Annotated in this window: 15 protein-coding genes; all 15 read right to left on the reverse strand. The window is 43.5% G+C overall.

Annotated features, from left to right (window positions below):
- Positions 1-28 precede the first annotated feature (28 nt).
- Positions 29-664: an orotate phosphoribosyltransferase gene (gene pyrE, locus ACWF5P_RS20960; RefSeq protein ID WP_452445229.1), complete on the reverse strand. Its 636-nt coding sequence runs from the start codon at positions 662-664 to the stop codon at positions 29-31.
- Positions 658-1,374, reverse strand: a complete 717-nt coding sequence (pyrF, locus tag ACWF5P_RS20965) for an orotidine-5'-phosphate decarboxylase (RefSeq protein WP_452445230.1) — start codon at positions 1,372-1,374, stop codon at positions 658-660. Before pyrF ends, pyrE begins: the two co-directional genes overlap by 7 nt.
- The gene (locus ACWF5P_RS20970; protein WP_101224602.1) at positions 1,346-2,287 is read right to left on the reverse strand and encodes a dihydroorotate dehydrogenase; all 942 of its coding nucleotides are present in this window, start codon (positions 2,285-2,287) and stop codon (positions 1,346-1,348) included. The genes pyrF and ACWF5P_RS20970 overlap by 29 nt, the downstream gene beginning before the upstream one ends.
- Entirely contained in the window at positions 2,284-3,063 is a 780-nt protein-coding gene (locus ACWF5P_RS20975) for a dihydroorotate dehydrogenase electron transfer subunit (protein WP_101224601.1), read from the reverse strand. Before ACWF5P_RS20975 ends, ACWF5P_RS20970 begins: the two co-directional genes overlap by 4 nt.
- Complete coding sequence (gene carB / locus ACWF5P_RS20980) at positions 3,060-6,266, reverse strand: carbamoyl-phosphate synthase large subunit (RefSeq protein WP_452445231.1); 3,207 nt, start codon at positions 6,264-6,266, stop codon at positions 3,060-3,062. The genes ACWF5P_RS20975 and carB overlap by 4 nt, the downstream gene beginning before the upstream one ends.
- Complete coding sequence (locus tag ACWF5P_RS20985; protein ID WP_101224599.1) at positions 6,245-7,351, reverse strand: carbamoyl phosphate synthase small subunit; 1,107 nt, start codon at positions 7,349-7,351, stop codon at positions 6,245-6,247. Before ACWF5P_RS20985 ends, carB begins: the two co-directional genes overlap by 22 nt.
- Positions 7,348-8,634, reverse strand: coding sequence for a dihydroorotase (locus ACWF5P_RS20990; RefSeq protein WP_230177546.1), 1,287 nt, complete (start codon positions 8,632-8,634; stop codon positions 7,348-7,350). Before ACWF5P_RS20990 ends, ACWF5P_RS20985 begins: the two co-directional genes overlap by 4 nt.
- A complete protein-coding gene (locus ACWF5P_RS20995) occupies positions 8,597-9,532 on the reverse strand; it encodes an aspartate carbamoyltransferase catalytic subunit (protein WP_434169048.1) in 936 nt (311 codons plus the stop codon). Before ACWF5P_RS20995 ends, ACWF5P_RS20990 begins: the two co-directional genes overlap by 38 nt.
- Positions 9,533-9,726: 194 nt before the next feature.
- Complete coding sequence (locus ACWF5P_RS21000; protein WP_452445232.1) at positions 9,727-11,016, reverse strand: solute carrier family 23 protein; 1,290 nt, start codon at positions 11,014-11,016, stop codon at positions 9,727-9,729.
- Between the two features lie 177 nt (positions 11,017-11,193).
- Positions 11,194-11,736, reverse strand: coding sequence for a bifunctional pyr operon transcriptional regulator/uracil phosphoribosyltransferase PyrR (gene pyrR / locus ACWF5P_RS21005; RefSeq protein ID WP_434169636.1), 543 nt, complete (start codon positions 11,734-11,736; stop codon positions 11,194-11,196).
- Between the two features lie 197 nt (positions 11,737-11,933).
- Complete coding sequence (locus tag ACWF5P_RS21010) at positions 11,934-12,851, reverse strand: RluA family pseudouridine synthase (RefSeq protein WP_402941751.1); 918 nt, start codon at positions 12,849-12,851, stop codon at positions 11,934-11,936.
- Positions 12,844-13,314, reverse strand: coding sequence for a signal peptidase II (gene lspA, locus ACWF5P_RS21015; RefSeq protein WP_101224594.1), 471 nt, complete (start codon positions 13,312-13,314; stop codon positions 12,844-12,846). Before lspA ends, ACWF5P_RS21010 begins: the two co-directional genes overlap by 8 nt.
- 195 nt (positions 13,315-13,509) lie before the next feature.
- Positions 13,510-16,278: an isoleucine--tRNA ligase gene (ileS, locus tag ACWF5P_RS21020; RefSeq protein WP_434169635.1), complete on the reverse strand. Its 2,769-nt coding sequence runs from the start codon at positions 16,276-16,278 to the stop codon at positions 13,510-13,512.
- 394 nt (positions 16,279-16,672) lie between these two features.
- Entirely contained in the window at positions 16,673-17,188 is a 516-nt protein-coding gene (locus tag ACWF5P_RS21025; protein ID WP_034313857.1) for a DivIVA domain-containing protein, read from the reverse strand.
- 85 nt (positions 17,189-17,273) lie between these two features.
- Positions 17,274-18,047: a YlmH/Sll1252 family protein gene (locus ACWF5P_RS21030; protein ID WP_434169047.1), complete on the reverse strand. Its 774-nt coding sequence runs from the start codon at positions 18,045-18,047 to the stop codon at positions 17,274-17,276.
- Positions 18,048-18,126: the final 79 nt, after the last annotated feature.

An 18,126-nucleotide genomic window follows, 5' to 3' on the forward strand; every position in this document is an offset into this window, starting at 1 on the left:
ATCCTCCGTGATTGGGTCAACTCTATTTTCATGCTGAAATCCAAGCTGTATCAGCCGGATTCTCCCGCCATTTTTTTAGCTTTTCCAATTCATCTGCCGTGATGTACCCTTTTTCATTAGCGACTTTTATCAAAGTCGAGTAGTCACTCAACGAATGGTTAATAATGCCCTCAGCATCGAATTTTTCTTTTCCCTTTTCCAATTCATAAGTAAAGATCGAAACGACTCCTAGAACATCACAGCCTGCTTCCTTCAGCGCGTTAACAGCAGATATTACACTTCCGCCGGTTGAAATCAAGTCTTCCACAACCACCACTTTTTGTCCTGGAACAGCACGGCCTTCGATTTGATTGCCCTTTCCGTGCTCCTTGGCTTTGGATCGAACATAGCACATCGGTGCATTTAATTTTTCACTTACCCAAGCTGCATGCGGAATGCCGGCAGTTGCTGTTCCTGCAATTAGTTCAGCCTCAGGGAAGTGCTGTTCAATCAATCCTTTCAATCCTTCCGCTATTTCATTACGAACCTCTGGGTACGAAAGGGTTAAACGGTTGTCACAATAAATGGGTGATTGAATTCCAGATGCCCAAGTAAATGGGTCATTCGGCTGTAGGTACACTGCTTTTATTTCCAAAAGATGTTCAGCTATCTTATTATTTAACATGATATTCCCTCCCAAGCTGCTTTCATATCCAAATACGCCCTTAATGGATCTTCCGCTCCCGTTATGGCTCTTCCTACAACGATGGCATCGGCTCCAAATTCCCTAGCCTGTTCAGGCGTGGCAATTCTCTTTTGATCATGCGTCTGTCCTCCTGCATTTCGGATTCCAGGTGTGACCGTTAAAAATTCATGACCGATGCGTTCATGTATGGTCTTTACTTCATGGGTGGAACAGACGACTCCATCCAATCCTGCCTGTTTAGTAAGTTTTGCAAAATGGAGGACCGAATCCTCCAGAGATCCGGCAATGTTTTGCTCAACATTCATTTGTTCTTGTGACGTGCTCGTCAGTTGGGTAACCCCTATGCATAATGGACGCTTTTTACCAGCGGACGTTCCCTTATCCAGGCCTTCGATGGCTGCTTCCATCATTTTTTGGCCACCCGCCGCATGTACATTGACCATGTCGGCACCTAAAGTTGCCAATCCTGTCATGGCCATTTTGACCGTATTTGGAATATCATGAAGCTTCAAGTCCAAAAACACATCGTGACCTTGCTCTTTTACGAAAGAGATTATTGATGGTCCATTCTGATAAAATAATTCCATCCCCACTTTTACAGCCAGTTTTTCCGAGTGGAACTGTTTTAGGAATTTCTCCGTTTGAATGAAGTCAGGGAAATCAAGAGCGATAATTAGTGACTGTTTCATTCTGTTTCCAGCTCCTTCCGGTACATTCTGAAATATGGTCAAATCCCAGCTCATCCAACAATTTCGGCAATTCTTCAATGATGGTCGGGCAAACAAAGGGATCCACGAAGTTCGCGGTTCCTACCGCAACAGCACTGGCACCCGCATAGAAAAATTCAATGACGTCTTCCGCTGTAGCGATGCCGCCCATTCCGATTATTGGAATCGACACTTGCTGGCTTACCTCATAAATCATCCGGAGAGCAACAGGTTTTATTGCAGGACCAGATAAACCTCCCGTTCTGTTCGATAGAATCGGTTTACCAGTCTTTAAATCCAACCGCATGCCGACTAATGTATTTATCATTGTCAGCCCGTCGGCCCCGCCTTCTTCTACAGCTTTGGCCATTTCCACAATATCACTGACATTCGGTGAAAGCTTCACATATACAGGAACGGAAGATACTTCCTTGACCGCCTTTGTTACCTCTTTGGCAACTTCCGGTACCGTACCGAAAGCTATGCCTCCTTCTTTTACATTCGGACAAGAGATATTCAATTCAAGTGCTTTTACATTCCCTACCTTGCTTATTTCCCTGGCAACCTTTACATAGTCAGCTATTTGAGAACCTGCAACGTTGGCGATGATGGGAACATCATACCCACCTAGCCAGGCCAGTTCTTCACTGATGACCTTTTCTAAACCTGGATTCTGCAGACCGATGGCGTTCAGCATTCCCGAAGAGGTTTCCGCAACACGCGGAGTAGGGTTACCGAACCTCGGCTCAGGAGTGGTCGCTTTGATCATGATCGCCCCAAGAATATCCAAGTCGAAAAATTGACTGTATTCACGGCCAAATCCAAAGCATCCAGATGCTGGCATGACTGGGTTTTTCAAATGTAATCCTGGTAATTCAACTGAAAGCCTGCTCATAGTACCACCTCTCCTGCCCGGAACACGGGTCCATCGCTGCATACCTTTTTATAACTGAAACCAGTTGGATCATCCCCTGTATGACACACGCAGGCAAAGCATGCACCGATGCCGCAGCCCATCCTTTCCTCAAGGGACAGGTAAAGCTTTTTCTCACGATAGCCCGCTTCCAACGCTCTTAACATTGGTGTAGGCCCGCAGGAAAAGATTGTTGCAAACTCTTGCTCAAGGTTGTCTATTACAGTCGTAACAAATCCTTTTGTCCCATATGAACCATCCACAGTGGCTATATGGGTATCACCTAATTCACTGAATTCTTTTTCGTAAAAGATGGCGGACTTGGTCTGGAAGCCCAATACATGGATTACATTTACACCTTTCGCAACCAACATCTGTGATAGTTGATACAGGGGCGGGACACCAATCCCGCCGCCAACCAATAATGCCGTTTCTCCCTTTTTGGCCTCATGAACGGGAAATCCGTTGCCAAGCGGTCCAAGAATATCGACCGCTTCCGCCTCTTTACGCTGTGATAACAGCGTCGTCCCTTTCCCTTCAGCCCGGTATATCATCGTGAACTGTTTTTCACTGCTGTTGTAAGAAGAAATTGAAATCGGGCGTCTTAACAATGGCTCAGTGCCTTCAGTTGTCTTGACTTGGACAAACTGGCCTGGTTGCTTCATCTCTGAAACCAATTCACCTTGCAGGGTAAGTTCAAAGATGGATGGGGCCAGCTCCTTATGATTTAACACCTTCATTCTTTCCTTCTTGATCATATATAGCTCACCTCACGACTTTTTTCCGTTTTTCCCATTGCTTCTGCCGAGAAGGTCATGGATTCTATCACTCTTAAAATAGCTTCTGCCGTATCAAGTGATGTTAAGCATGTCACTCCATTTTCAACCGATTCACGTCGGATTCTGAAACCATCCCGGGCCGGCTGCTTGCCTTTTGTCAAAGTATTTATGACAAATTGCGCTTCCCCGTTCCGGATAACATCCAGCAGGTTTGTACCTTCTTCGCCAATTTTACCGACAATCGCAGTCGGGATGCCCGATTGCTGCAATAGGGCCGCAGTTCCACTGGTGGCTATCAGCTTGAAACCGATATTATGGAAACGTCTTGCTAAAAGTAGCGCTTCTTGCTTATCTTTGTCCGATATCGTCAATAACACCGAGCCATGCCCCTTAATTTTGAAGCCGGAAGCGACCAACCCTTTATATAAAGCCTTTTCGAGGGTGCTATCTTTCCCCATTACTTCACCAGTCGATTTCATTTCAGGTCCGAGAGAAATGTCCACGCCTCTTAATTTTGCAAAAGAGAAGACCGGCACTTTCACAAAGACCCCAGTTTGTTCTGGCACTAACCCAGATTTGTAACCTTGGCTTTCTAGTGTGTGGCCCAAGATGACCTTCGTGGCTAAGTTAGCCATCGGCACATTCGTAATTTTACTTAAGAATGGAACGGTCCGGCTCGAACGTGGATTTACTTCAATTACATACACTTCTTCATTGCTGATGACATATTGAATGTTCAAGAGACCAATTATATTCAAGCCTTTTGCCAATCGGATCGTATAGTCGATGATTACTTCTTTTTGTTTTTCCGTTAAATTTTGCGGCGGATAAACTGCAATCGAATCACCTGAATGGACGCCGGCACGTTCGATATGCTCCATGATCCCGGGGATAACCACCGTTTCACCATCGGAAATACCATCGACTTCTATTTCCTTACCCGTTAAGTAGCGGTCTATCAGGACAGGATGATCCGGATTTATTTTCACGGCATTTTTCATGTAATGCAGCAATTCTTCTTGTTTATAGACGATTTCCATCGCTCTTCCTCCGAGAACATACGATGGCCTTACTAAAACAGGGTAACCAATATCTTCAGCGATGACGATCGCTTCATCAACCGATGTTGCGGTTTTACCCTTTGGCTGAGGAATGCCTAAATCCTTCAGTGCTTTTTCAAATTTATTGCGATTTTCCGCCCTATCCAGGTCTTCAAGTGAAGTACCAAGGATTTTCACTCCTCTTTCAACAAGACCATCTGCAAGGTTGATTGCTGTCTGTCCGCCAAACTGGACGATGACGCCTTCCGGTTTTTCCAAATCGATGACATGCATGACATCTTCAATAGTCAATGGTTCGAAATAAAGTTTGTCGGAGATACTGAAATCCGTCGAAACTGTTTCTGGATTGTTGTTGATGATGATCGCTTCATATCCCGCTTCTTTAATGGCCCATACCGAATGTACGGTCGCATAATCAAACTCTACTCCTTGCCCGATCCGAATTGGACCTGATCCCAGGACAATGACACTTTTCTTGTCGGTCACGATGGATTCATTCTCATCTTCATATGTCCCATAAAAATACGGTGTTTCCGATTCGAATTCGGCAGCACATGTATCAACCATTTTGTAAACAGGGATGATTCCTTGCTGTTTCCGGTACTCATAGACGTCAATTTCGGGAACTTCCCATATTTCCGCGATCGTTTTGTCAGAAAACCCTAGTTCTTTAGCCTTTTGCAATACTTCACAATCAAATGAATGTTCTTTAAGCTGCTTTTCAAAGTCGATTATCTTTTTCAACTTATGCAAGAAGAATAAATCGATCTGGCTCCATTCGTGGATCGTTTCGATCGTTTTGCCCCTTCTTAAAGCTTCACCGATATAGAATAACCGTTCATCTCCGGCTTTTCGGATCCGTTTCTCTATTTTTCCATCCTCAAACTCGTCATTCAAGTTAAGATGGTATATACCCGCTTCAAGGGAACGGACAGCTTTTAAGATGGATTCCTCGAATGTACGGCCGATTGCCATGACTTCTCCGGTCGCTTTCATTTGGGTCCCGAGTCTACGGTTGGCGCTTTCGAACTTATCGAAAGGCCAGCGCGGAATTTTCGTAACGACATAGTCCAGTGCCGGTTCAAAGCTGGCATAGGTTTTGCCAGTGACAGGGTTCATCATTTCATCAAGTGTCAAACCAACGGCTATCTTTGCTGCCAGCTTTGCAATTGGATACCCAGTCGCTTTTGAAGCAAGTGCCGAAGAACGGCTGACCCTTGGGTTCACTTCAATGACATAATATTGATAGCTGTTTGGATCTAGTGCAAGTTGAACATTACATCCACCTTCAATTTTCAAAGCGCGGATAATCTTCAAAGAAGTATTCCGAAGCATTTGATACTCTCTGTCACTTAATGTTTGGCTTGGTGCCGCAACTATTGAATCTCCTGTATGGACACCGACAGGATCGAAGTTTTCCATATTACAAACGACTATTGCATTATCATTGGAGTCACGCATCACTTCATATTCCACTTCTTTGAAACCGGCAATGCTCTTCTCAAGCAGACATTGGTGAACCGGGCTGCTTTTCAGGCCACCCTCAACGATCTCGATAAGCTGCTCTTCGTTATCACAAATCCCACCGCCTGTTCCGCCAAGCGTGAAGGCTGGACGAACAATAACCGGATATCCGACTCGTTCAACGAATGTATAAGCTTCTTCCAAGTTATGAATAATGTCGCTGTCAGGCACTGGTTCCCCAAGATCGTTCATTAGCGTACGGAAAAGGTCACGGTCTTCCGCTTGTTGGATAGCCGAAAGTTTGGTACCAAGAATCTGTACATTGCATTCTTCCAAGATTCCTGATTCGGCAAGCTCAACGGCCATGTTCAAGCCAGTCTGTCCGCCCAAGGTAGGTAACAGTGCATCCGGGCGCTCTTTACGAATGATTTTGCTGACAAATTCCAATGTGATCGGTTCAATATAAACCGCGTCAGCCATTTCAGTGTCTGTCATGATTGTAGCAGGGTTAGAGTTAATCAGGATCACTCGATAACCTTCTTCTTTTAAGGCTATACACGCTTGGGTTCCTGCATAATCGAACTCGGCGGCCTGTCCGATGACGATCGGACCGGAACCAATTACTAGGATGCTTTTTATATCAGTGCGTTTTGGCATGTTTTTTCCCCCTTGTTGGTTGCAGCTTCAATCATTTGTAAGAATTCATTGAATAAGTAGTTGGCATCTTCCGGACCTGGTGATGCTTCCGGGTGATATTGCACGGTGAAAGCAGGATACTTTTTATGGCGCAGTCCTTCAATCGTATCGTCATTCAATGCTGTATGTGTCACAATAAGATCTGTACTTTCTATGGAAAGCTCTTCAACTGTATATCCATGATTTTGAGATGTGATGGATACTTTTCCGGTACGAAGGTCCCTGACCGGATGATTCGAACCTCGATGGCCGAATTTTAATTTTGCTGTATCCGCCCCGTTTGCAAGTGCGAATAATTGATGTCCTAAACAGATTCCGAATAACGGCACTTGCGTTTGGATTGTCCGGATCATTTCGAGCGTCTCATGAACACTTTTCGGATCTCCAGGACCGTTTGAAAGCATCACGCCATCCGGATGATATTGCATCACTTCTTCGGCCGTGACGTTATAAGGCACAACCACGACATCACAGCCGCGCTTCGTCAACTCACGTAAAATCCCATGCTTCATGCCGTAATCTACAAGAACTACCCGCGGGCCTCTGCCCGGGCTGGAATAAGGTGCTTTTGTTGAAACCTGTTTTACCTGATTAGAAGGAATCACCGTTGCTTTCAATTGGGAAACCACTTCATTTGCATCTTTATTGATATTGCAAAGTGCCCCTTTAAGTGCACCTGATTTCCTGATGATTCTTGTCAGCTTTCTCGTATCGATTCCGCTAATTCCAGGTATGTTCTTCATTTTCAAATATTCATCTAGTGATAATTGGTTTCGCCAGTTGGAAGGATGTTCTGCTGTTTCCTTAACGACGAATCCTGCTATGGCTGGATTGATGGATTCAAAGTCATCCCGGTTTATACCGTAGTTCCCGATTAATGGATACGTAAGTGTAACGATTTGACCGCAATACGATGGATCGGATAGAATCTCTTGGTATCCCGTCATTCCTGTGTTAAAAACGACTTCACCTATTTTTTCTACGTCCCCTCCGAATGCTTCCCCAAGGAATACTGTCCCATCTTCTAAAATTAGCTGTCTTTTCATCCTTGAACACGTCCTTTTTCCCAAGCTATTTTTCCTTGTGCAATCGTCATGACTGGCCAGCCATAACATTTCTTTTCATTAAAAGGTGTATTTTTCCCTTTTGAAGCAAACTCTTCAGCATTGATTTCTTTTTCCGTTTCCAAATCGATGAGTACGATATCCGCAGTAGCACCTTCTTTTAGCTCTCCATAAGGAAGGGAGAAACTTTCAGATGGTTTGATTGTCATGAAATCGATCAATTGCTTTAATGTTATGATGCCCTTTTTAACCAATTCGGTGTAAAGCAGCGGGAAGGCGGTTTCCAATCCTACTATTCCGAAAGGAGCCAGCTGCATTCCCTGCGCCTTTTCCTCTGCCGTATGCGGGGCATGGTCTGTTGCTATAAAATCGATGGTTCCGTCAAGCAGTCCTTCAATCAACGCGTCCCGATCTTCACGGCCCCTTAATGGCGGGTTCATTTTATAATTCGCATCAAGTCCCGGTATATCATCTTCACACAATAATAAGTGATGCGGTGTAACTTCGGCTGTAACTCGGATACCTGCACGTTTTGCATCCCTTACCGTCCTTACCGATTCCTTAGTGGATATATGGCACACGTGATAATGGCAGTTAGCCGCTTCGGCAAGAAGGATATCCCGGGCGATATGTACCGCTTCACATGCCGACGGAATTCCATTGATTCCCTGTTCTTTTGAGAATCTTCCTTCATGGACGGAGCCTTTATTGATTAAGCTATTGTCTTCACAATGAGCTACTATGGCCATATCTTGAGCGGCTGCCCGTTTCATCGCTTCCAGCATCATCCCGGCTTCTTGAATTCCTACGCCGTCGTCCGTAAAGGCGAAAGCACCCGTTTGTTTTAATGAAGCAAAGTCGGTCAGCTCCTTGCCTGCTTCCCTTATCGTAATGGATGCATATGGGAGTACCCTGACATGAGCCGTTTCTTCAATCTTCCTGTTAAGCGCCTCAAGGTTCTCCACTGTATCAGGAACTGGCCTTGTATTCGGCATCGCCGCTACCGTAGTGAAACCACCTCTTGCCGCTGCAAGCGTCCCGCTTGCGATCGTTTCTTTATGTTCACCGCCAGGTTCGCGTAAATGGACATGCAGGTCAACGAATCCTGATGTAATAAGTAACCCTTCAGCGTCAACTACCTTACAATTTTCCGTTGCCAGGTTTTCGCCGATTTTTGTGATGACCTTGCCTTCCATTTCAATGTCCGCTTTTTTGAATGAGTTTTGATTATCTAGCAATACTCCATTTTTGATTACTGTTTTCATGAGTGTTTCCCCCTTCGGATTGTTCAAGCACATTTTTTAATACGGCCATTCTAATGAACACGCCATTCTCCATTTGTTTAAAAATTCTTGAGCGGCTGCATTCGACTAAATCACTGTCTATTTCAACACCGCGGTTTATTGGTGCAGGATGCATGATGATCGCACCCGGTTTCATATTTTCTTCACGTTGTTTGGTCAGGCCGAAACTTTCCAGATAATCTCCATTTGCCTGATCGTATTTTTCAATATGCCTTTCATGCTGTATTCTGAGCAGCATGACCACATCCGAGGTAGCTACCGCATGATCGATGTCCTCATACCTTCCTAAACTGTTTGTTCTGTCAAACCATTCAGGCGGGCCCGAAAATACGACATTCGCTCCTAAGCGGGTCAATGCTTCTGCATTCGATTTCGCAACCCGACTATGCCTCACATCACCAATTATGGCAATCTTCAGACCTTTGAAACTTTTAAACTCTTGTTTTATCGTCAATAGGTCCAGTAATGATTGGGTTGGATGATTTCCACAGCCATCCCCTGCATTGATTATTGGAATCCCGATCTTCTCATTCAATTCGTCAAAATAATTATCCTGTTCATGACGGATGATCAAGGCATTTACACCTATTGCTTCTAGTGTTTTAACAGTGTCATATAAGGTTTCACCTTTTAACACGGAGGATGTACCCGCATCAAAAGGAATGACCTCAAGTCCCAATTTTCTTTCAGCCATTTCAAAGCTTGATTTTGTACGTGTACTTGGTTCAAAGAAGAGATTGGCAACTGTGGTCTGCTGCTTTGGATTCCATTTAGATCCGTTGGCAAAACACTCTGCCTCATGTAAAATTCTTTCAATATCGGTTAAAGTCAATTCATTCATGGTCAATAATTTTTTCATCGAACCTGCTCCTTTCACATTTGTGATGCGGGGCATAAAAAACACCCCGCCATTAAGGACAGGGTGTAGGTCATAAAGAGTGTGAGGTCACGGAATGGTTTACACTTTATCCCGTTCTCATTCTTTACAGCAACACCCTTTTAAGCCTCTCTGGACTTCTTTTAAAAGGTGATTTATTGTTTTGATGCAGTATCTTATTTTTCAAATATATCTCCGGATATTTTTTCACGGTCCGGAAGAATCAAGTTAAGAAGGATTCCGACGATGGCTGAAAGTGCCATTCCGGAAAGCGATACCGTTTCCGATAGTTGTACGAACGCTCCTCCGATTCCTAACACCAGGATGACTGAAGCTATCATCAGGTTTCTTTTCTTGTCAAAATCGACCTTATTATCAATCAGCATCCTTAATCCGCTTGATGCGATGATACCGAAGAGCAAGATGGAAATGCCGCCCATCACCGCGCTGGGTATCGAGCTGATCACTGCTGATATCTTACCGTTAAAGCCAAAGATGATTGCTGTTAATGCTGCCCCGCCGATGATATACACACTGTACGCCTTTGTCATCGTAAGGACCCCAATATTTTCACCATATGATGTCAGCGGCGGACCACCGATGAAGGAACCAATCATGATTCCTGCTCCATCTCCTAAAATCGAGCGATGCAAACCGGGCTTTTCCAAAAAGTTTCTGCCGACTACTTTGCTCAGAACCATTTGGTGACCAATATGTTCTGATAAAGTTACGATGGCGACGGGTACCATGATGGCAATGACCTCCCATGAGAAGGTTGGTGTATAGGTTACATATGGCAACATGAAGTCAGGCATTTCCCACCATTGTGCCGATTTGATCGGTTCATAATCTATTATTCCCGCAACAGCCGAACAGGCGTAGCCCACTATGATTCCCATTAAAATCGGGATCAAGTTAATGAATCCTTTAAAGAACACGTTACAGATGATGGTTACCGCTAAAGTGATCAGCGCTATAACTATATATGTGACGCTGTATTTATCTTGCGGATCATACATTGCCATGTCCACGGCCGTTCCGGCAAGGCTTAATCCGATTACGATGATGACCGGGCCCACCACAACCGGAGGAAGTATATTCATTAACCAGCGCAATCCGAATTTTTGGATAATCAATGCTACTATCCCATATATGAACCCTGCTGCAAAACAGCCGATCATGGCCGCCTCCGGACCACCTAATGCCTTTGCCGCGATAATCGGCGTAATGAAAGCGAAAGATGACCCGAGATAAGCTGGTATCTGACCTTTGGTTATCAATAAGTATGAAAGTGTGCCCAAACCGCTTGAAACCAGCGCTACCGCTGGGCTTAACCCTACCAAGAATGGCACCAGCACCGTTGCACCGAACATGGCGAACAAATGCTGGATGCTTAACGTAATCCACTGGCCAGCCTTTGGTACGTCCTCAACATCCAGTACGATGTCTCTTTTCGTTTCTTCCATTTCCGTATCCCCCTCATGAAAATTCCATCAAAACTGCAAAAACCCTCTTTGCAGGTATACAAAGAGGGTTTCTCAGAAGGCGAATGCCTATGCATAGGCATAGCTCTCCCGATTGACTCCCCTTTGCCAGCCTCTCTGGACTGTCTTTAAAAGGGTAATATGAAATTTTCATGTTGTTTAGTATTCTAATATAGTAACTTGATCTATTTCATCTACTTCTGTTAATGTAACGGTAATTTTTTCAGATTGGGAAGTCGGAACGTTTTTGCCGACGAAATCCGCTCGAATCGGCAATTCCCTATGTCCCCTATCCACTAATACGGCAAGCTGGATCTGCGAAGGTCTTCCCAAATCCACCAGAGCATCCATTGCCGCTCTAACGGTTCTGCCTGTGAAAAGAACATCATCCACTAAAATCACTTTCTTGTCAGTGATATTGACCGGTATGTCTGAACCTTTTACGATGGGTTCCCCATCATTGGTCTTTTTCGAAAGGTCATCGCGATAAAGTGTAATATCCAGTTCACCCAGTTCTATTTCCTTGCCTTCTATTTGATTGATGCGCTTTGCAAGTCGGTCAGCGAGGAAAATCCCGCGTGTACGTATCCCGATTAAGACGCAATCTTCTATACCCTTATTTTTCTCAATAATTTCATGGGCAATTCTCGTCAAGGCTCTGCTAATGGCCTTCTCATCAAGTACTATGGCTTTCTCATTCAACACGTCGGCCACCCCGATTCCATTTTTCTGATAGGTCAATTTCAACAAAAAAATCCTCATGCCAAGAAGGCATGAGGATTTTATCGCCATGGGCATAATTATCCCATTTTGCGTATCCGTTTCCTTCTCAGTCTCTCTGAACTGTGTTAAAGGTTCTTATTAAGTTGTTATTATAATATATCAGAAAAACGAATTTGTCAATCCTTACTTCTACGCAATTGATTAATTAGATTTTCTAACTCTTCCGGAATCGGAGCTTCGAATTCCATATACTCATTTGTACGAGGGTGAATGAAACCTAGAAGTCCGGCGTGCAATGCTTGTCCATCTAATTTCAGGGTCTTTTTCGGACCATATTTAGGATCACCCGCTAGCGGGAAGCCAATGTATTTCATGTGAACACGAATTTGATGTGTCCTTCCTGTTTCAAGCTGGCATTCCACTAAAGTGAAATCCTTGAAGCGTTCGATGACCCGGAAATGCGTGACAGCATTTTTGGCATTCGAATCTGTTACAGTCATGCTTTGGCGATCTTTTTTATCGCGGCCGATCGGTGCATCGATCGTTCCGAAGTCATGTGGGATCACACCATGAACTACAGCTTGATACTTACGGGTAACCGTTTTGTCCACAAGCTGCTGTACCAGTTTTTCATGTGCCATATCATTTTTGGCAACCATCAATAGACCTGAAGTATCTTTATCGATTCGATGGACGATTCCAGGCCGCATGACACCGTTGATTCCAGAAAGGTCCTTGCAGTGTGCCATCAATCCATTTACAAGCGTACCGGATACATGACCAGGTGCAGGATGGACGACCATACCGCTCGGTTTATTAACCACAAGTACATCTGCATCTTCATAATAGATATCCAAATCCATTTCCTCTGCTACCGCATCCAATTCCTCAAGTTCAGGAATCGTCACTTCGATTGTATCGCCAGGAACAGCTTTGTAATTCGTCTTTATCGCCGTGCCATTTACCAAAACATGATCATCCTTAATCCATTGCTGGACCTGAGTACGTGACCATTCCTCATTCAAAGTGGAAAGAGCCTTATCAATCCTGACTCCTTTTAGTGTTTCATCGATGCTGTATAACCTTTTATCCATTATCTTTCTCCTTAGCGTTTTTTTCTTCTAAAAACATATGAATCACGAGCAGTCCGACACCAATTGAAAGCGCAGCATCAGCAACATTAAATACCGGGAAACTGTAGCTGAAAATATAGGTATGAACGAAATCCACCACTTCTTGACGAACAACACGATCGATGAAATTACCAATCGCACCGCCTAGCATGAGAGCAAGTGCAGCTCCAAGCAAAACGCTTTCCTTCGCCATTTTCTGAATATAATAGACAAGTCCAATAATGACAGCGATGGTGATGATGTAGAAAAACCACATTTGACCTTGTAGAATTCCCCATGCTGCCCCACGATTACGATGCGAGGTGATATATAGAAGGTTTTCAATAATTTCAATGCTTTCTCCGTACTCCATTTTTTTCACAATCATCCATTTTGTCAGCTGATCGAGAGCTATGACCAAAAGGGCAATCAAATAATAAAACACATTTTTTCCCCCAAACTAATCAAATCTTCACTTTTGAATTGTAGCATAAACTAGAAATAATGACTAATCCGAAAAGCAGAATCTGCTGTCGGTACCTGAAGAATATAGGGCAGATTGAATAAAGGCAATTCCCTATGGAGGTTAAACACAAAAAAGCCGGTCCCTTCATGAAGGGACCGGCTTTCCTTTTTTGAATTATTGATTCACGTAATGCTCTTTCACGACTGTAGCACAACGCGGGCAAAGTGTCGGATGTTCTTCCACTTGACCTACTTCCTTCGAAACATTCCAGCAACGTTCACACGTTTCACCTTCTGCTTTTGTAACAAGGATCGCTATATCCTCAAGTTTAACCGCTTCTGCCGGGGCACTTCCCACATCACCAGCGATTTCGAATTCGGATACGATGAATAGCTGTTCAAAGCTTTCCTTGATGCCATCAAGCAGATTCTTCGTTTCTTCATTAACATAGACCATCACTTTAGCGTTCAGTGATTTTCCGATGACCTTCTGGTTACGGGCTTCTTCTAATGCTTTAAGTACATTATCACGGACATCCATGAACGCCGTCCATTTTTCTTCAATGACTTCAGCATCATCAATTGAAATTTCTTCAGGCATCAATGTCAGCTGTACACTTTCTTCCGTTACACCCGGAATGAACGCCCATACTTCATCAGCTGTATGCGAAAGGATCGGTGACACCAATTTCGTTAAGCTGACCAATGATTCGTAAAGGACCGTTTGAATGGCCAAACGCTCTTTACCATTTGGTGCTTCACAATAAAGAATGTCTTTTGCATAATCAAGGTAGAATGAACTTAAATCCTGTGTACAGAAATTATTGACCATATTATAAATTGTAGCAAACTCATAATTTTCATAACTTAACTTCGACTGTTTGATCAGTTTATTCAATTTAACCAGCATGTATCGATCGACTTCAGGCAATTCTTGAACTGCCACTTTATCGGTTTTTGGATTGAATCCATCCAAGTTCCCTAACAGGAAGCGGAATGTATTACGGATTTTACGGTAAACTTCCGAAACTTGTTTTAAAATAGGATCGGAAACCCTGACATCCGATTGGTAATCCACCGAAGCTACCCAAAGGCGTAAGATATCTGCTCCAAGTTGGTTCATGACCTTTGATGGCAGCACAACGTTCCCAATTGACTTACTCATTTTACGGCCTTCTCCATCCAATGCGAACCCGTGGCTAAGTACACCTTTATATGGCGCTTTGCCTGTAACCGCAACACTTGTTGAAAGTGATGAGTTAAACCAGCCGCGATATTGATCGGAACCTTCTAAATAAAGGTCAGCAGGACGCTGCAAGTCATCTCTTTCTTCAAGTACCGCTTGATGGGAAGAACCGGAATCAAACCATACGTCCATGATATCCGTTTCTTTCGTGAAAATACCATTCGGGCTGCCTTCATGTGTATAGCCTTCAGGCAGAAGTTCTTTCGCTTCACGCTCAAACCAGATGTTTGAACCGTGTTCGCGGAATAGGTCTGAAATATGGTCGATGGTTTCATCCGTAATGATCGGCTCGCCATTTTCTGCATAAAACACTGGAATTGGCACGCCCCAAGCGCGTTGGCGGGAAATACACCAATCCCCGCGGTCACGAACCATATTGAATAGGCGCGTTTCGCCCCAAGCCGGTACCCATTTGGTTTCTTCAATCGCTTCCAGAAGCTCACTGCGGAAGTCTTTGATTGAAGCGAACCATTGTGCTGTTGCACGGAAGATCGTCGGCTTCTTCGTCCGCCAGTCATGTGGGTAAGAGTGCGTAATGAACGTCAAGTTCAATAACGCGCCTGCTTCAGTTAATTTTTCGGTAATTGGTTTATTCGCTTGATCATAAAATAATCCGGCAAATTCCCCTGCCTCTTCCGTCATGACTCCTTTTTCATCTACAGGACAAAGTACGTCCAAGCCATATTTTTGCCCAATGATAAAGTCATCTTCACCATGGCCAGGCGCCGTATGAACACAGCCCGTTCCAGCTTCAGTCGTTACGTGCTCACCTAACATCACTAAAGATTCGCGGTCATAAAGAGGATGTTTGGCAACAGCGCGGTCCAACTCGCTACCTTTTACCGTTTTTTCGATAGACGGGTTTTCCCAGCCTAATGTTTCCGTTACCGATTCAAGCAGTGCCTCAGCAAGTAAGAATTTTTCATTTTCGACAGCCACTACTACGTAATTTAATTGCGGATGCAATGAGATACCAAGATTGGCAGGAATCGTCCATGGAGTTGTCGTCCAGATGATGATTTTGACGCCTTCATCGATTACACCTTTGCCATCTGTGACTTCAAAAGCAACATAGATCGACGCAGAGCGTTTGTCTTGATATTCAATTTCAGCTTCGGCTAGCGCTGATTCACTTGAAGGGGACCAGTAAACAGGTTTTTTCCCTTTATAAATGTAGCCCTTTTTCGCCATTTCACCGAATACCTTGATTTGCTGCGCTTCATATTCAGGCTTTAATGTGATATAAGGATTATCCCAATCACCACGGACCCCTATTCTCTTAAACTGCTCACGTTGATTGTCAATCTGACCATAAGCATACTCTTCACAAAGCTTTCTGAATTCGGCAACGCTCATTTCTTTCCGTTTCACGCCTTTTTTCGTCAATGCCGTTTCGATTGGAAGACCATGCGTATCCCAGCCAGGTACATATGGTGCTTGAAAACCGCTCATCGATTTAAATCGGACAATGAAATCCTTTAAAACCTTATTCATTGCATGGCCCATATGGATATCGCCATTGGCATATGGAGGTCCATCATGCAAAATGAATAAAGGACGTCCCTCCGTTTGTTCTTGCACTTTTTTATAGATGTTCATTTCTTTCCATTTTTCTTGGATTTCCGGTTCACGTTTCGGTAAATTCCCCCGCATTGGAAATTCAGTTTTAGGCATCAATAAGGTATCTTTGTATTCCATCATAAAATCCTCCATCCGTCTTTTAAAAAAATTCATTCGAACCGATGACTTGATATCCGGCCAAAATAAAAAGCCCTCTCATCCCTGAAAAAGGGACGAGAAAGCTTTGCTTCCCGCGGTACCACCCTGGCTAGAAAGATCCACATAGTGAATCCAACCTCTCGAGCATTCGTAACGTGAATGAAACGCTTCATTTACTTGCTGCCTAGGCAGTTTCAACTCAGAACTCAAGGGTGATCTTCAATATCTTCGCTTATTCCGGGCTTTCACCATCCCCGGTTCGCTAAAAATAAGTGTGTGAAGAATTTACTTTCCCTGTCATCGTCTAATTTCATAATGAATAGTATTGTTAAAAAATTATATGCGAAAAAAGTGTTCAAAGTCAAGGAATCGTTTAAATTTCCTCTTCCACTCTCTCATTTAATTCTATTTCAGTCGCATCCACTTCATAATCCAGAAGATGATCCCAATCGTCATTATCCAGCAAATCCAGCTGTGCACCGACAAGCATTTTGAAACGTGTCCGGAATACTTTGGATTGCTTTTTCAAATCCTCAATATCCATCGCTATTTTCCTTGCTTTCACAAGTGACTCATTGACGATCCTGTCAGCATTTTTCTCTGCTTCCTTTATGATCAGTTTCGCTTCTTTTTGGGCATTGCGCCTTAATTCTTCGGCTGCTTCCTGAGCGACAATAATCGACTTGTTAAGTGTACCCTCAATTGTCGTAAAATGTCCCAAACGATCAAAAGTCTCGTTCAGTTTATCTTCAAGTTCTTTCTTCTCCCTCAAAATCAGTTCATAATCTTTAATGACCTGGTCGAGAAATTCATTTACTTCATCTTCATCATACCCACGAAATACTTTGTTAAATTCCTTGTTATGTATATCTATCGGGGTTAAGGGCATTACGGCACCTCCAGAACGGTTTCTACTCTAGTATGTTAAAACTCTATATTCGACAATAAATTTATAAATCCTGCTTTTTATTGAATTATTTTTGTCTGCCTAACGAGATTCTCCACTTATCCTTCTTGGTTTTCCCATCGATTGAAGCTATTTTACACCTGCCAAAACCTCTGATGGAAAGTGTGTCACCTTCACGGCATTCTTCCGAAACGTTTTCCGTTTGCTTGAAATTCACCTTTACTTTTCCTGACGTTATCAAGGCCTGCGTCTTTTGACGGGACATATTCAGGACGGACGATAGCACACTGTCAAGTCTAAGGGAACTGACGGTGGTTACTTGCTCTTCCCATTTTTCCTTAACTTGAACGATATTCTCGATTGGAAGCCGTTTGATGGAAACGGAAGCGTTACCTATTTTCTCAAGATTTCCAGTGAGATATGAATCCATCTCTTCGGCAGCTATAAATTGAATATGCTCCTCCGTCACTATTATATCACCAAATTTTTCACGCTTTACCCCAAGTGACATCAAGGTTCCAAGTATTTGCCTATGTTCAAGCGTTACAAATTTTTTTGGATAGGAGATATCGTATAAGGAGATATTGAAATTCGATGGATCAGGAGAGTAATAATCAGGATAGATAAGCACACGTTTTCGCTCTACGAAATCACTTCCGCCATTGAATTGCAGTTTCACATCCGGATCATTCCCAATTAAGGAAGTAAGGATTTCCTGCTGACGCGGATCAAGAAAATCAGATAGTTTCGGAGCGTAGGAATTTTTAACCTGATCAATCCAATTCATAGCCTGGTCAATAAAATCTTTTTCCTCCGGCCTGAAATGCTGATAAATACTCATGATTGAATAAATGCTCCTTAGTTATCAAATTAATGGTCGATCATAAGGAATGAATTAAATTCATTCTGCGTTGCTACTA

It is taken from the genome of Peribacillus sp. NPDC055009 (genome assembly GCF_053608705.1).

Coding starts and splice junctions, on each gene's coding strand:
- pyrE (WP_452445229.1), bottom strand. CDS start 664: ATGTTAAATAATAAGATAGCTGAACATCTTTTGGAAATAAAAGCAGTG.
- pyrF (WP_452445230.1), bottom strand. CDS start 1,374: ATGAAACAGTCACTAATTATCGCTCTTGATTTCCCTGACTTCATTCAA.
- ACWF5P_RS20970 (WP_101224602.1), bottom strand. CDS start 2,287: ATGAGCAGGCTTTCAGTTGAATTACCAGGATTACATTTGAAAAACCCA.
- ACWF5P_RS20975 (WP_101224601.1), bottom strand. CDS start 3,063: ATGATCAAGAAGGAAAGAATGAAGGTGTTAAATCATAAGGAGCTGGCC.
- carB (WP_452445231.1), bottom strand. CDS start 6,266: ATGCCAAAACGCACTGATATAAAAAGCATCCTAGTAATTGGTTCCGGT.
- ACWF5P_RS20985 (WP_101224599.1), bottom strand. CDS start 7,351: ATGAAAAGACAGCTAATTTTAGAAGATGGGACAGTATTCCTTGGGGAA.
- ACWF5P_RS20990 (WP_230177546.1), bottom strand. CDS start 8,634: ATGAAAACAGTAATCAAAAATGGAGTATTGCTAGATAATCAAAACTCA.
- ACWF5P_RS20995 (WP_434169048.1), bottom strand. CDS start 9,532: ATGAAAAAATTATTGACCATGAATGAATTGACTTTAACCGATATTGAA.
- ACWF5P_RS21000 (WP_452445232.1), bottom strand. CDS start 11,016: ATGGAAGAAACGAAAAGAGACATCGTACTGGATGTTGAGGACGTACCA.
- ACWF5P_RS21010 (WP_402941751.1), bottom strand. CDS start 12,851: ATGGATAAAAGGTTATACAGCATCGATGAAACACTAAAAGGAGTCAGG.
- ileS (WP_434169635.1), bottom strand. CDS start 16,278: ATGGAATACAAAGATACCTTATTGATGCCTAAAACTGAATTTCCAATG.
- ACWF5P_RS21025 (WP_034313857.1), bottom strand. CDS start 17,188: ATGCCCTTAACCCCGATAGATATACATAACAAGGAATTTAACAAAGTA.
- ACWF5P_RS21030 (WP_434169047.1), bottom strand. CDS start 18,047: ATGAGTATTTATCAGCATTTCAGGCCGGAGGAAAAAGATTTTATTGAC.